At 71.0% G+C, this 13959-nt stretch carries 14 protein-coding genes and 1 riboswitch; of the genes, 9 read left to right on the forward strand and 5 right to left on the reverse strand.

Translation table 11 applies throughout. The features are described 5' to 3' along the window. Positions 1 to 159: 159 nt before the first annotated feature. The 4 genes from PKO50_RS01550 to PKO50_RS01565 all read right to left on the reverse strand — a co-directional run bounded on the left by PKO50_RS01550 (position 160) and on the right by PKO50_RS01565 (position 3904). On the reverse strand, positions 160 to 531 hold the full coding sequence (locus tag PKO50_RS01550; protein WP_275628609.1) for a VOC family protein: 372 nt from the start codon (positions 529 to 531) through the stop codon (positions 160 to 162). Positions 532 to 611: 80 nt separating this feature from the next. Next, positions 612 to 1217: a GNAT family N-acetyltransferase gene (locus tag PKO50_RS01555; protein ID WP_275628610.1), complete on the reverse strand. Its 606-nt coding sequence runs from the start codon at positions 1215 to 1217 to the stop codon at positions 612 to 614. A 37-nt stretch (positions 1218 to 1254) separates the two neighbouring features. Next, a complete protein-coding gene (locus PKO50_RS01560; RefSeq protein ID WP_275630413.1) occupies positions 1255 to 2496 on the reverse strand; it encodes a TIGR03862 family flavoprotein in 1242 nt (413 codons plus the stop codon). Positions 2497 to 2983: 487 nt separating this feature from the next. Then, positions 2984 to 3904 (reverse strand): histone deacetylase, encoded by a 921-nt coding sequence (locus PKO50_RS01565; protein ID WP_275628611.1) that lies wholly within the window; start codon positions 3902 to 3904, stop codon positions 2984 to 2986. Positions 3905 to 4087: 183 nt separating this feature from the next. Here PKO50_RS01565 and PKO50_RS01570 point away from each other — a divergent pair, with 183 nt between their 5' ends. Genes PKO50_RS01570 through PKO50_RS01580 form a run of 3 tightly spaced genes read left to right on the forward strand, consistent with a single transcriptional unit; the run spans position 4088 to position 7166 of the window. Beyond that, positions 4088 to 5704, forward strand: coding sequence for a SagB/ThcOx family dehydrogenase (locus PKO50_RS01570; protein WP_275628612.1), 1617 nt, complete (start codon positions 4088 to 4090; stop codon positions 5702 to 5704). Then, positions 5701 to 6570, forward strand: a complete 870-nt coding sequence (tesB, locus tag PKO50_RS01575; RefSeq protein ID WP_109936399.1) for an acyl-CoA thioesterase II — start codon at positions 5701 to 5703, stop codon at positions 6568 to 6570. The genes PKO50_RS01570 and tesB overlap by 4 nt, the downstream gene beginning before the upstream one ends. Further along, positions 6567 to 7166 (forward strand): HAD family hydrolase, encoded by a 600-nt coding sequence (locus tag PKO50_RS01580; protein WP_275628613.1) that lies wholly within the window; start codon positions 6567 to 6569, stop codon positions 7164 to 7166. The genes tesB and PKO50_RS01580 overlap by 4 nt, the downstream gene beginning before the upstream one ends. Before the next feature lie 595 nt (positions 7167 to 7761). Here the strand turns inward: PKO50_RS01580 and PKO50_RS01585 are convergent. Further along, on the reverse strand, positions 7762 to 9627 hold the full coding sequence (locus PKO50_RS01585) for a TonB-dependent receptor (RefSeq protein WP_275628614.1): 1866 nt from the start codon (positions 9625 to 9627) through the stop codon (positions 7762 to 7764). An 84-nt stretch (positions 9628 to 9711) separates the two neighbouring features. After that, positions 9712 to 9912: riboswitch (cobalamin riboswitch) on the reverse strand. A 311-nt stretch (positions 9913 to 10223) separates the two neighbouring features. Between PKO50_RS01585 and eutS the strand changes: the two genes are divergently transcribed. The 6 genes from eutS to eutM all read left to right on the forward strand — a co-directional run bounded on the left by eutS (position 10224) and on the right by eutM (position 13959). Then, on the forward strand, positions 10224 to 10559 hold the full coding sequence (eutS, locus tag PKO50_RS01590; RefSeq protein ID WP_275628615.1) for an ethanolamine utilization microcompartment protein EutS: 336 nt from the start codon (positions 10224 to 10226) through the stop codon (positions 10557 to 10559). Between the two features lie 2 nt (positions 10560 to 10561). Continuing rightward, entirely contained in the window at positions 10562 to 11029 is a 468-nt protein-coding gene (locus tag PKO50_RS01595; protein WP_089389808.1) for a EutP/PduV family microcompartment system protein, read from the forward strand. Continuing rightward, positions 11026 to 11721: an ethanolamine utilization acetate kinase EutQ gene (gene eutQ / locus PKO50_RS01600; RefSeq protein WP_275628616.1), complete on the forward strand. Its 696-nt coding sequence runs from the start codon at positions 11026 to 11028 to the stop codon at positions 11719 to 11721. Before PKO50_RS01595 ends, eutQ begins: the two co-directional genes overlap by 4 nt. Positions 11722 to 11728: 7 nt before the next feature. Beyond that, positions 11729 to 12571, forward strand: coding sequence for an ethanolamine utilization cob(I)yrinic acid a,c-diamide adenosyltransferase EutT (eutT, locus tag PKO50_RS01605; protein WP_275628617.1), 843 nt, complete (start codon positions 11729 to 11731; stop codon positions 12569 to 12571). After that, the gene (locus tag PKO50_RS01610) at positions 12568 to 13569 is read left to right on the forward strand and encodes a phosphate acetyltransferase (RefSeq protein WP_275628618.1); all 1002 of its coding nucleotides are present in this window, start codon (positions 12568 to 12570) and stop codon (positions 13567 to 13569) included. The genes eutT and PKO50_RS01610 overlap by 4 nt, the downstream gene beginning before the upstream one ends. Before the next feature lie 96 nt (positions 13570 to 13665). Then, entirely contained in the window at positions 13666 to 13959 is a 294-nt protein-coding gene (gene eutM, locus PKO50_RS01615) for an ethanolamine utilization microcompartment protein EutM (RefSeq protein ID WP_109936393.1), read from the forward strand.

Below are 13959 nucleotides of genomic sequence, written 5' to 3' on the forward strand. Positions count from 1 at the left end.
CTACCGGCTGAAACCAAGCCTCCTCTCGGCACGGACAAGCCCCCTCTCCCTTCAGGGAGAGGGCTGGGGAGAGGGCGCTCTTGAGGATACACACCGAACCACCCGGCAGAATGCCGTTCGCGAGCAAGCTCGCTCCTACGAAAAGCCGCGACCCCGCGCTCAATCAAGATTGTGGCCGATACGCCACAACACCCCGCTCGGATCATGCAAGGTGAAATCCCGCATCCGCCAAGGCTGGTCCGCAGGCTCCCCCAACCGCACCCCGTAGCGCCCGGCGATATCGATCTCGCGTAGGCGTTGCCACCAGGCGTCGGCGTCCTCCACCAGCAGGTGCAGCATCAGGTTCTCGGCGAATTCCTTGACGTAGAAGTTCTGCAGCAGGAAGGCGCAGCGGTCGCCGTGGTGGAAGTAGCTCAGCTCCTCGGAACCCCAGGGATTGGCGAAGCCGAGGTCGCGGTAGAAGGCCTGGGACTGGGCGTAGTCGCGGGCCGGGACGAAGACTTTCAGTTCGACGCTGTTCAGGTCGCTCATGGCGCTTCCTTGTCGTGGCACTGGCCGGCACGGTGGCGTTGCCGCCTCTGCGGGCGGCTGGCGCGCAGTCTAGCGTAGGCTCAGAGGGCGCGCTGCATGTAGCGGTGGCTGGCCACGCCGGGCAGGTCGGAGGTGCGCTCGGCCTGCACCACGAAGCCCATGCGCTCGTACAGCGCCTGGGCCCGCGGGTTGGCTACCGACACGTCGAGGGCGGCCATGGGCAGGCCGGCCTGGCGGCCGCGTTCGAGGAAGTGGGCGATCAACTGGCTGCCCAGGCCTTCGCCGCGTAGCTCCGGCGCCACGCCGAGGTGGGCGAGGTACAGCGTCTGCTTCGGCGGCGGGCAGATGATGCGCTCCAGTTGCAGGCCGTGGTGGATCACCGGTAGCGCGCCCGGGCCGAAGAAGCCGAGGATCTGCCGGCTGGCGGCGAGCATGTAGCCGAGGTTGGCCTCGCCGCCGAACACGGTCCCCACCGCCGCCACCCGCCCATCCAGCTCGCCCACCGTGTGCTGGCGCCAGCCGAACTGGCCGCCGCCCTGGACGAAGGCGTGGCGCAGGAAGTCCTCGGCGCTGTTGCGGCCGGGGCGGGCGAAGGCGTAGTCGAAGGCATCGGGGCCGGAGCTGTAGATCAGCGGGACGGCGGCGTCGACGTCCCCGGCGCGGGCCGGGCGGAAGCTCAGGGGCATGGCGCGGACTCTGCGGGTGGGAGTCCGCAATCTAGCACTAGGGTTCCAGTTTCAGCCAGCGCAATGCGCCCAGGCCGGCGGCGCGGCCGCTGGCGAAGCAGGCGGTGAGCAGGTAGCCACCGGTGGGGGCCTCCCAGTCGAGCATCTCGCCGGCGCAGAACACCCCGGGCAGGGCGTTCAGCATCAGCTGCTTATCCACAGCCTCGAAGGTGACGCCGCCGGCGCTGCTGATGGCTTCGTCCAGCGGGCGGGCGCGCACCACGCGTAGCGGTAGCTCCTTGATCAGCGCGGCCAGGCGTTGCGGCTCGGCATAGTCCGCGGCTGTGGACAACTCGCGCAGCAGGCCGGCGCGCACGCCGTCCAGGCCCAGGCGGCCGCGCAGGTGGTTGGCCATGGACTTGGAGCCGCGCGGCTGGGCCAGGGCCTTGGCCACCTGCTCGGCGCTGCGGCCCGGCAGCAGGTCCAGGTACAGGGTGGCCGAGCCGTCGCGGGCGATGCGCTCGCGGATGGCGGCGGACAGCGCATAGACCAGGCTGCCCTCGATGCCGCCGGCGGTGACCACGAACTCGCCCTGGCGCGGCGCCTCGCCGTCCAGGCCCAGGGCCACCGGCTTGACCGGCGCGCCGGCGAACTTGTCGCGGAAGAACTCGCTCCAGGCCTCGACTTCGAAGCCACAGTTGGAGGGACGCAGGGGCGCGACTTCCACGCCGCGCGCCTGCAGCAGCGGCACCCAGGCACCGTCGGAGCCCAGGCGTTGCCAACTGCCGCCGCCCAGGGCGAGGACGGTGGCGTCGGCCCGCAGCGCCTCGCGGCCAGCGGGGCCGTCGATGAGCAGGCGGCCCTGGTCGTCCCAGCCCTGCCAGCGGCTGCGGGTGTGGATAACTACGCCTTTTTCGCGCAGGCGCTTGAGCCAGGCGCGCAGCAGGGGCGCGGCCTTCATGTCGGTGGGGAAGACGCGGCCGGAGGTACCGACGAAGGTGGTTATCCCCAGGCCATGGATCCACTCGCGCAGGGCCTGGCCGTCGAAATCGGCGAGCAGCGCGCCGACTTCCCCGCGGCGCTCGCCGTAGCGGCCGACGAAGGCCTCGCGGGCCTCGGAGTGGGTGATGTTCATACCGCCGACGCCGGCCAGCAGGAACTTGCGCCCCACCGAGGGCATGGCGTCGTACAGCGCCACGCGCATGCCGGCGCCGGCCAGCACTTCGGCGGCCATCAGGCCGGCGGGGCCGCCACCGATGACGATGGCGCTGGGGGAGGGCGAGGGGCTGGAGCTGGTCATGGGCTGGGCATGGTCGGTGGAGAGGGCGCGCATTCTAGCCTAGCCGCTGCGGCGGGCGGCTGGTCAATTTGCCGGCAGCCGCGGCGAAGCCTTTGCTCACGGGCGGCCGGCGCGCTTGTTCCCAGGATATCCACAGGCGGCTCCACAGCATCCGTGGACAAGCCGATGCCTCGGGCTCTTGTAGGAGCGAGCTTGCTCGCGAACCCCCATTCCCTCCGCGGCGCCCTTCGCGAGCAAGCTCGCTCCTACGAAGAACGCCCTGGTCATATTTTGTTCATTGGGCTGGAGGGCTTGAGGGGCGTGGCCTGCAGCGAAGGCCCCGCAGCTTATCCACAGTGGCTTCCACAGTATCCGTGGACAAGGCTCCGCTGCGTGCAAGCTTGCCTGGTCATCTTTCACCCAGCCGGCTGTGCCCCAGGCCGGGCGGGGGCCGGGGCGGACGCCCCCAAGCTTTTCCACAGGTTGTTCCACAGCCTGCGTGGACAACTCAGCCCAGACCGAGGCGCTGCCAGACGCGCTGCGCGCTGTGGTGGAGGATGCCGTGGCGCCGCGCCAGGGCCGCGCGGTCCTTGTCGTAGCCGCCGCCGATCACCCCCAGCACCGGGACGTCGCGGGCCAGGCAGCGTTCGATCACCCGCTCGTCGCGGGCGGCCAGGCCGGCGTCGGTGAGGTTCAGGTAGCCCAGGGCGTCGTCCTTGTGCACGTCCACCCCGGCGTCGTAGAGCACCAGGTCCGGCTGGTACAGCGGCAGCAGGTAGTCCAGCGCCTCGTCCACCACCCGCAGGTAGTCGGCGTCGCCCATGTGCAGCGGCAGGGGGATGTCCCAGTCGCTGTGCGCCTTGCGCGCGGGGAAGTTCTTCTCGCAGTGCAGCGATACCGTGACGGCGTCGGGGACGTTTTCCAGGATGCGCGCGGTGCCGTCGCCCTGGTGCACGTCGCAGTCGAAGATCAGCACCCGCCCGGCGCGGCCGCTCTCCAGCAGGTAGAGGGCGATCACCGCCAGGTCGTTGAAGATGCAGAAGCCCGAGGCGTGGTCGTGGTGCGCGTGGTGGGTGCCGCCGGCCAGGTGGCAGGCCAGGCCGTGGCGCAGCGCCAGCTCCGCGCCCAGCAGCGAGCCGCCCACCGCGCGCACGGTGCGCAGGGCCAGGGCCTCGCTCCAGGGCAGGCCCAGGCGGCGCAGCTCCTCGTGGCTCATCCGGCCGCCGCAGTAGCGCTCGATGTAGCCGCGGTCGTGGGCCAGGGCGAGGATGTCCGCCGGGCAGGGCTCGGGGCGCAGCAGCGCCGCGTCGCAGATCAGGCCGCTGGCCACCAGGTGCTCCTTGAGCAGGCGGAACTTCTCCATCGGGAAGCGGTGGCCGGCGGGGAAGGGCGGGCTGTAGTCGTCGTGGTAGACCAGGGGCAACGGCATGGGACGGGGCTCGGGCTGTTCAGCGGCAAGGGTAAGCCGGCCCCGCGGCCGGGCGCCAGGGCCGTGCATGGGGCACAATAGGCCCCTGACGAGCATCCCGAGGCGAACCATGCACCTGCCCAGCCTGAGCACCCCGCGCCTGCTGCTGCGCATCAGCCGCCAGCAATGGCTGGAGGCGCAGACATGAACGCCGCCGAGGCCGTGCGTGCCTACCATGCCCTGAGCTGCCACGCCCCGGAGCGCTTCGCCCCGGGGCCCGGCCAGCTGGACTGGGCGACCCAGCCGGCGCCCTTCCGCCGCTATGCCGGGGCGCGCTCGATCGAGTTGCTGCACCGCCCGCAGGAAGAATCGCCGGGCTACGACGGCGTGTTCGCCGGCCCCCTCGGCGAGCCGGCGCCGCTGGGCCTGGAAAGCGTCTCGCAACTGCTCTACGACAGCCTGGCCCTCTCCGCCTGGAAGGAAGCCGGCGGCAGCCGCTGGGCGCTGCGGGTCAACCCCTCCAGCGGCAACCTGCATCCCACCGAGGCCTACCTGCTGCTGCCGGCCGGGGCTGTGGACAAGTCCGCCGTGCTGGCCCACTACACGGCCGACGAACACCTGCTGGAGGTGCGCGCCGAACTGCCGCCCGCCCTGGCCGGGCAGCTCCCCGGCAACGGCCTGCTGCTGGCGCTGGCCAGCATCCCCTGGCGCGAGGCCTGGAAGTACGGCGAGCGCGCCTACCGCTACTGCCAGCACGACTTCGGCCACGCCCTGGCGGCCCTGGCCATCGCCGCGGCCATCCAGGGCTGGGAAGTGCGGCTGCTGCGCACGCTGGACGAGCGCAGCCTGGACGCGCCCTTCGGCCTGGACCGGGAAGGCTTCCACGAGCGCGAGGCGGTGGATGCGTTGCTGTGGATAGGTCCGCCGCAGGACCCTGAGCCCCGCGTGCCCGATGCGCTGCTGCGGGGCCTGGCGGCGCTGGAGCTGCAGGGCGCGCCCAACCGGCTCTCGCGCAGCTACCGCCACTGGCCGGAGCTGGAGCGCGTCCACGCGCTGTGCCGTGCGCCGGCGCTGGCCCCCGCCGACTGGCGCCTGCCGCGCGCCGAGGCGGCCCTGGACAACCCCGGCCTGCCGCTGCGCCCGATTCTCCACCGCCGGCGCAGCGCGCAGAGCCTGGACGGCCGCAGCGGCATCCACGCCGAGCTGCTGCTGGCCTGGCTGCGCCGCCTGCTGCCGGAGCACTCGCCGGTGCCCTTCGCCTGCACTGGCGAGCCGCCGCGCCTGGACCTGCTGCTGTTCGTCCACCGCGTCCAGGGCCTGGCGCCGGGGCTCTACTGGCTGGGCCGCAGCGGCCGCGCGCCGGGCGGCCTGCGCGCGGACTTCCAGTGGCGCCGGGCGGACGCCGGGCTGCCGCTGTACCTGTTGCTGGAAGGCGACGCCCGCCAGCTCTCGGCCTTCCTTTCCTGCGGCCAGGACATCGCCAGCGACGGCTGCGTGGCCTTCGCCATGCTCGCCGACCTGGACGCGGCGCTGGCCGAGGGCCCCTGGACCTACCCGCGGCTGTACTGGGAGGCCGGGCAGATCGGCCAGGTGCTCTACCTGGAGGCCGAGGCCGCCGGGCTCTCGGGCACTGGCATCGGCTGCTATTTCGACGAGGCGCTGCGGGAATTGCTCGGCGAAGGATCGGACCGCCCGGTCAGCCTCTATCATTTCACCATCGGCCGCGCGGTATGGGACACTCGTCTGACCAGCTCCCCTGCCTACCCCCAGCCGCGCCGCCCGCATCCCATTCGCAGTATCGATTCCGAGGAAACGTCATGACCCAGATCCTGGACAACCTGGTGGCTTTGCTGAGCCTGGAACCCATCGAGGAAAACCTGTTCCGGGGCATCAGCCAGGACCTCGGCTTCCGCCAGCTGTACGGCGGCCAGGTGCTCGGCCAGGCGCTGTCGGCGGCCAGCCAGACGGTGGAGCCGGCGCGCCACGTGCATTCCATGCACGGCTACTTCCTGCGCCCGGGCGACGCCAGCATGCCGGTGGTCTACCAGGTCGACCGGGTGCGCGACGGCGGCACCTTCAGCACCCGCCGCGTCACCGCCATCCAGAAGGGCCAGCCGATCTTCGCCCTGAGCACCTCCTTCCAGTACGACGAGGAGGGCTTCCAGCACCAGATCCCGATGCCCGACGTGGTCGGCCCGGAGAACCTGCCCACGGACCTGGAGCTCAAGCAGCGCAGCATCGCCCAGTTCCCCGAGCGCATCCGCGACAAGCTGCTGTACCCCAAGCCCATCGAGATCCGCCCGGTCACCCAGAACGACCCCTACGACCCGCAGGTCGGCGAGCCGATCAAGTACCTCTGGCTGCGCGCCGACGGCAAGCTGCCGGACGTGCCGGCGCTGCACAAGTACATCCTCGCCTACGCCTCGGACTTCGGCTTCCTCACCACCTCGCTGCTGCCCCACGGCCGCTCGGTGTGGCAGAAGGACATGCAGGTGGCCACCATCGACCATTCCGTGTGGTTCCACCGCGACCTGCGCGCGGACGAGTGGCTGCTGTACGCCATCGACAGCCCCTGGGCCGGCAACGGCCGCGGCTTCGTGCGCGGCAGCATCTTCAACCGCGACGGCCAACTGGTGGCCTCGGCGACCCAGGAAGGCCTGATCCGCCGCCGCGAGGACTGGACATGAGGCCGGGCCTGATCCGCCACTGGGTGTTCGACATGGACGGCACCCTGACCCTGGCGGTGCACGACTTCCCGGCGATCAAGCGGGCCCTGGGCATCCCCCAGGAAGACGACATCCTCAGCCACCTGGCGGCGCTGCCGGAAGCCGAGGCGGCGGCCAAGCACGCCTGGCTGCTGGCGCACGAGCGCGAACTGGCCCTGGCCTCCACCGCCGCCCCCGGCGCGGTGGACCTGGTGCGCGCGCTGCACGAGGCCGGCTACCGCCTCGGCATCCTCACCCGCAACGCCCACGAGCTGGCGCTGGTGACTCTGCAAGCCATCGGCCTGGGCGACTGCTTCGCCACCGGCGACATCCTCGGCCGCGGCGAAGCCCGGCCCAAGCCCAATCCCGACGGCCTGCTGCACCTGGCCGAGCGCTGGGGCGTGCAGCCGAAAGACATGCTGATGGTCGGCGACTACCGCTTCGACCTGGAATGCGGCCGCGCGGCGGGCAGCTACACGGCGCTGGTCAACCTGGTGGAGAACCCCTGGCCGGAGCTGAGCGACTGGCACGCCGTGGATTGCTCGGCGCTGGGGCGGCTGGCGGGGGTGTTGGCGTAGGGCGAATAACGCTCCGCGTTATCCGCCGTTTAACGGCGATCCCCGGCGGTGCCAAGGTTGGCCTGGGCGTGGTCCGCCCTGCCGGCGGAATCGCGGATGAATCCGCTCCTACGGGCGAGAATGCCATGCCTCACGGCAACCTGTAGGAGCGGGCCCTGCCCGCGATTCGCGCGCAGGGCGCGCTCCTACATTGGAATGGCGCCGGTGGTTCTGGCTATCGCGGACAGGGTCCGCTCGGAGTGCGGAGAAACGCCGTCGTAGGATGGGTTGAGCGATACCCATCACCACGACGGCATGGGTTTCGCTCAACCCATCCTACGACGCGCGCCTCGGCGCAGTCGGCAAGACGGTTGCCCCAACGGGGACATGCCGTGCAGCACGGCGAATGCGTAGGGCGAATAACGCTCCGCGTTATCCGCCGTTTAATGGCGATCCCCGGCGGCGCCAAGGTTGGCCTGGGCGCCGTCCGCCCTGCCTGCGGAATCGCGGATGAATCCGCTCCTACGGGTGAGAATGCCATGCCTCACGGCAACCTGTAGGAGCGGGCCCTGCCCGCGAAATCGCGCGCAGGGCGCGCTCCTGCATGGGCCGATACCTACAACTCCGGCGTCCAGGTCAACGCCAGCAGCGCGGTGCGCCCGGCTTCCTTGTAGTGGAAGGTCTCGCTGGGGAAGCCCATGGGGTCGGTCGGGCGCTGGTAGCTGGCGCGGGCGTAGTCCTGGTCCAGCAGGTTCTGCAGCTTCAGGTCCCAGCGCAGCGTTTCACTGAACTGCCAGCTGCCGCGCATGTCGAGCACGCCGTAGCCGCCCAGGCGGTCCTGGTTGGTCGCGTCGGCGTAGCTGTTGCTCAGCGCGCGCCAGGTGCCGCCGACGCCGAAGGCGCCGAACTGGCGGTCCAGGTCCAGGCTCAGGGTGCGCCGGGCGCGGCGCGGCAGGGTGTGGCCGGTGTCGCGGTCGCGCGGGTCGATGATGCTCAGGCCGAGGTTGGCCTGCCAGCCGAGGACCTCGCGGGCCAGGCTGGCCTCGAAGCCGTCGATGCGCGCCTTGGCGATGTTCTGCGGCTGGTTGCTGGCGCTGTCCCAGGCGATCAGGTCGTCCACTTCCGTGCGGTACAGCGCGGCCTCAAGATGCGTGCCGGCGAAGTCGCCGCGCCATTGCAGCTCGTAGGTCTTCGAGGTCTCGGCCGCAAGGTCCGGGTTGCTGGCGCCGGGGTAGTAGAGGTCGCTGAAGGTCGGCGCGCGGAAGCCCTCGCCGTAGCTGGCGATCCAGCTCTGGCTATCGCCCACCGGCAGGGTGAAGGCGGCGTTCCAGCTGTTCTGCGAACCGTAGCGCTCATTGTCGTCGTGGCGCAGGCCCAGCTCGGTGGAGAAGGCCTCGCCCTTGAAACTGTGCTGGGCGAAGAAGGCGTGGTTGGTGCGGCTGTCCTCGGCGAAGGCGGTGCTGCCGTCGACCCGGTCCTCGTACCAGTCCGCGCCCAGGGCCAGCTGGTTGCGCGCATCCAACTGCAGGCGGTTGAACCAGCTGGCGGAATGCCGGGTGGTTTCCAGGGTGCCGTTGTTCCACACCTCGGCGGCGCCCACGGCCTTGTTGCGGTCGAAGCTGCGGCCCAGTTCCAGGCGGCTGTTCCACATCGAGGTCAGCTGGCCTTCGAGGTAGCCGCTGTAGCTGCTGACGCGGAATTCGTCGTGGGGCTCGGCGGGGGCGTAGCTGTAGGCGTCGTCGTATTCGCTGTCGCCGCGCTGGTCGTTGAGGCTGAAGCCGGCCTTCCAGTCCTCGTTCAGGCGGTGGTCCAGGTTCAGGTGCACGGCCTTGTTGCGCTGGCCGTCGTGGTCGCTGTCGGCGCCGACGTTGTCGCGGGTGTAGTCGTAGCCGCGGCTCTCGTCGAGGCTGGCGCCCAGGTCGAAGCGGGTGCGCTCGTCGCCGCCGGCGAGCGAGGCGCTGCGCTGGAAGGTGCCGTTGCTGCCGGCGGCCAGGCGCACCTGCGGGTGCAGGCCGGCTTCGCCGCGGCGGGTGAAGATCTGGATCACCCCGCCGATGGCGTCGGCGCCGTACAGCGCCGAGCGCGGGCCGCGGGTCACTTCCACGCGCTCGATGTTGTCGACGTTCAGGTAGTCCAGGCGGGCGATGCCGCTGCTCGCCGAGGCGATGCGCTGGCCGTCCACCAGCACCAGGGTCTGGCCGGGGTTGGTGCCGCGCAGGAAGTAGCTGGTCAGGCCGCCGGCGTTGCTCAGCTGCACGCCGGGCACCCGCTGCAGCAGCTCGGGGACGCTGCGTGCCTGCAGGCGCTCGATGTCGTCGCGGGTGAAGACGGTGTTGGCCGAGGTAGCCTGGCCGCGGGGTTCGGCCTGGCGCGCCGAGGTGATGACCATCGACGGCAGCTGGTAGGCCTGTTCGGCATCGTCGGTGGCGAAGGCCGCCGCGGGCAGCACGGCGGCGGCCAGGGCGAGACGGGAAAGTTTCATCGATGGGTTCCTCAAAAGTGGACTTTCGAGGAGGGCTGGGCAAGGGCGGGAGGGGCCGCGCTTGACGGTGCGGCCCTCCGCAACACCTGTCGTGCGTGTCGAGGGCGGTCTCCGGGCTGCCGACTCGCACGCTCCCGGCCTTCCCATGCGTGGCGCACAGTGGCGGATTGGAGCGCGGCAGGCGCGGGCCTGCGGTCGGTTACCGTTGCGGGGGCAGCGCAGGTCTTTCACCTGCTTCCCGTTACCTCGAACGAAAACGTGCGCACCTTACGAACAACGCCCCGGCCGGGCAAGTCGGGCCGATGCGGAACCTGTCTGTCAGATGCCCCTTTCCCCTACTCCCCGCCACCGCCATAGCTGCGCCCAGCCTGTGCCCGGACGCCTCCCGCCGGCTGCGACAAAGTCACTCAGCACGGCGTCGGCCGCGGGTCGCAGGCCTCGGCGGGAAACCGTCGATGCGGCGTCCTGCGGGCGTTCCAGCGGTTTCTCGTAGGAGTTTTCCGGTCTTGCGGGGCGGCGGAAAACTTTGCCGGATTTTGATAGGGCCGCCGTCCTGGCACTTGTTAGCTTCCTAAGCAGTTAGAGGAGCAGAGCACGTGTCCAAAGAGCGCATCATCCAGGAATTCGTCCCAGGCAAGCAGGTGACCCTGGCGCACCTGATCGCGCACCCCCAGGAGGAGCTGGCGAGCAAGATCGGCGTGCCCGGGGCCGAGGCCATCGGCATCATGACCCTGACCCCGGGCGAGACCGCGATGATCGCCGGCGACTTCGCCACCAAGGCGGCGAACGTGAACATCGGTTTCCTCGACCGCTTCAGCGGCGCCCTGGTGCTGCACGGCAGCGTCGGCGCGGTGGAGGAGGCGCTGGCGCAGACCTGCGCCGCCCTCGGCCGGCTGCTCGACTACAGCGTCTGCCCGGTGACCAGGAGCTGATGATGAGCGCGCAGCGGTATGCCCTGGTCGGCGGCGTCGGCGCCGGCAAGACCACCCTGTTCAACGCCCTGTGCGGCAACCCCGCGGCGGCGCGCAAGACCCAGGCGCTGGAATACGACCCCAGCGGCGCGCTGGATACCCCCGGCGAGTTCGTCAGCCACCCGCGCCTGTACCGCGCGCTGATCACCAGCACCGACGACGTCGACACCCTGGTCTACGTGCACCCCGCCGACTCGCTGGAATGCCGGCTGCCGCCCGGGCTGCTCGACATCCACGCCGGCAAGCGGCTGATCGGGGTGATCAGCAAGTGCGACCTGCCCGGCGTCGACCTGCCCGCCATCGAGCGCCTGCTGCGCAGCCACGGCATCGACGGCGAGATCGTCCGCACCGCCAGCGACGACCCCGCCAGCATCGAGCGCCTGCGCGCGCTGCTGAACGCACGGAATCCGATCGAGGACCTGTTGAGATGAAGAAGCTGATTACCGCCAACGACATCCGTGAAGCCATCGCCGCCGGGCAGAGTTCCCTGGCCGTGGAACTGCCGCGCTGCATCGTCACGCCGGAGGCGCGCACGGTGGCCGAGCAGGTGGGCCTGGCGCTGGTCGAGCGGGTGGCCGGCAGCCCGGAGGCACAGGAAGCGCAAGCGGCCGCGGCCGGGCCCAGCGAGGACGAGCTGGCGCGGATCCGTGCCGAGGTGCTGGCGCGGCTGCCCGCCGAGGTGGACGCGCAACTGGTCGACCAACTGGTGCGCAAGGCCGCGCAGCAGGGCGGCGCCAGAGTGGCCCGGGCAGCCTTCGAGGCGCGCACCGGCGCCGGCGGGATCAAGCTGGTGAAGGGCGACAGCGTGCGCTTCGGCCGCCTCGACGGGGTGCCGGGCGACTGCCAGATCGGCATCACCGACGTGGTCGGCGCCGAGGACGGCAGCAGCATGGGCGCCGGCTTCATGCAGTGGGAGAACGCCTTCTTCCCCTGGACGCTGAACTACGACGAAGTGGACCTGGTGCTGGAGGGCGAGCTGCACATTCGCCAGAACGGCGAGACCCTGGTGGGCCAGCCCGGCGACCTGCTGTTCATCCCCAAGGGCAGCGCCATCGAGTTCGGCACCCCCAGCCGGGTGCGCTTCCTCTACGTCGCCTGGCCGGCCAACTGGCAGGAACAGTGAGGCGGCCATGAGCACTTTCATCACCGAGGCCTGGCTGCGCGAACGCCATGGCCTGAGCGAAGGCACCGAGCTGCGCCTGCCCGCCGATGCGCGGCTGACGCCCTCGGCCCGCGCGCTGATCGACGAGCGCCGCCTGTCGCTGAAGTTCCAGGACGAGCAGGGGCGCCTGTACCGCCCGGCCGGCGAGCCGGACGCCGACGGCGCGGCGCGCCTGAAGCCGGTGCACGGCCTGACCGGCAGCGACCAGCGCGTCGCCGCGGCCTGCCAGCTGTGCGGCGAGACGCCGGCGCACAAGCCCGCCGGCATGACCCACCTGAACGCCCACGAGCTGGTGGCCAAGAACGATCCGCGCCTGCAGTTCCGCGCCCAGCTGGACGCGGCCATCGCCCTGGCGGTGTGGCTGCAGGTGGAGCTGGTGGAACCGGCCGGGCTGGCCGCCTGGCTGGCCGACATCCGTTCGCTGCTCGGCCAGCTGATGCGCGCCGACGTGCTCGGCGAGGAACTGGCCGGGTTCGCCGTCGGCGGGCTCGACGAGGCCGTGCTGCACCGCCTGTCCCACGCGCCTCTGAAATACCTGGGCCACGACCACCTGGTGCCCGAGTGCTGCCACGGCCGCGCGCCAGCGCTGCTCAACCTGCTGCGGGCCAAGGTCCGCGAGGTGGAAATCTGCGCCGCCCAGGTGTTCATGGAGGCCGGCTTCAAGCTGCGTCGCCCGGACCTGCTGCATGCCCTCAACCGGCTTTCCAGCGCGCTCTACGTGGCCATGCTGCTGAGCCTGCTGCACCTGCGCGGGCAACCCTGGCCGAGCGCCGCCGAGCTGGGCCGGCGCGTGCAGGGGGATGCGCCATGAAGCTGTTCGACGAATGCCGCCGGGTAGCCCGGCAGAACCCGCCGCGGGTGGTCTTCCCCGACGCCCTGGACCGCCGCGCCATCGAGGCGGCGCAGTACCTCAAGCGCGAGGGCCTGGCCGAGCCGCTGCTGCTGGGCAACCCCTTCGCCCTGCGCGGCTACTGCCTGGAGCGGCACATCCGCCTGGGCGACCTCGGGCTGATCGACCCGTCGCGCTCGCCCTGGCTGCACGGCTTCGCCCAGGACCTGGCGCAACGACAGAACAAGCTCAGCCCCGAGCAGGCCCTGGAGCAGCTGCACGACCCACTGTGGTTCGGCGCGGCGCTGCTGGCGGCCGGCCAGGTGGACCTGTGCATCGCCGGCAACCTCAGCGCCACCGCCGACGTGCTGCGCGCCGGCCTGCGGGTGGTCGGCCTGGCACCGGGCAACCGCACGCTGTCCTCGGTGTTCGTCATGCTGCCCGCGGACGGCGGCGCGCCCCTGGCCTTCGCCGATTGCGGCGTGGTGCCGCGGCCGACGGTGGAGCAACTGGCGGACATCGCCATCGCCTCGGCCGCCAACTTCGAGCGGCTGACCGGCAAGCCGGCGCGGGTGGCGATGCTGTCGTTCTCAAGCCACGGCAGCGCCAGGCATGCCGATGCCGAGGCGGTGCGCCAGGCCTGCGAGCTGGTGCGCGAGCGCCAGCCAAGCCTGTGCGTCGACGGCGAGCTCCAGTTCGATGCCGCCTTCGTGCCCGAGGTGGCCGCGCTCAAGGTGCCCGGCAGCCCGCTGGGCGGGGCGGCCAACGTGTTCGTGTTCCCAAGCCTGGAGGCCGGGAACATCGGCTACAAGATCGCCCAGCGGCTCGGTGGCATGAACGCCATCGGCCCGTTGCTGCAGGGCATGAACGCGCCGCTGCACGACCTGTCGCGCGGCTGCACGAGCGAGGAAATGATCCAGACGGTGCTACTGGCCAACAAGATGGCCGGCGGCGCCGAGGCTGTCGGGCGAGTCGCCTGAGCCGGACGGCGGCCCCCGCCGTCCGGGGGTAACGCGAGTGGCTAGCCACTCCGAAGAGGCCCTGCGAAGGGCGATCGATTGTTCGAGGAGAGTGAGATGGAAGCATTAGGCATGATCGAAACCAAGGGCCTGGTGGCGCTGATCGAGGCCTCCGACGCCATGGTCAAGGCCGCCCGGGTGAAGCTGGTGGGCGTCAAGCAGATCGGCGGCGGCCTGGTCACCGCCATGGTCCGCGGCGACGTCGCGGCCTGCAAGGCGGCCACCGATGCCGGCGCAGCCGCCGCGCAGCGCGTCGGCGAAGTGGTGTCGGTGCAGGTGATCCCGCGCCCGCATTCGGACCTGGAGGAAGTCTTTCCGATCAAGCTGGCGGGGGATCGCCCGGTGGATTGA

This window comes from Pseudomonas sp. 273, from assembly GCF_029201425.1.
Classification (GTDB): Bacteria; Pseudomonadota; Gammaproteobacteria; order Pseudomonadales; family Pseudomonadaceae; genus Pseudomonas; species Pseudomonas delhiensis.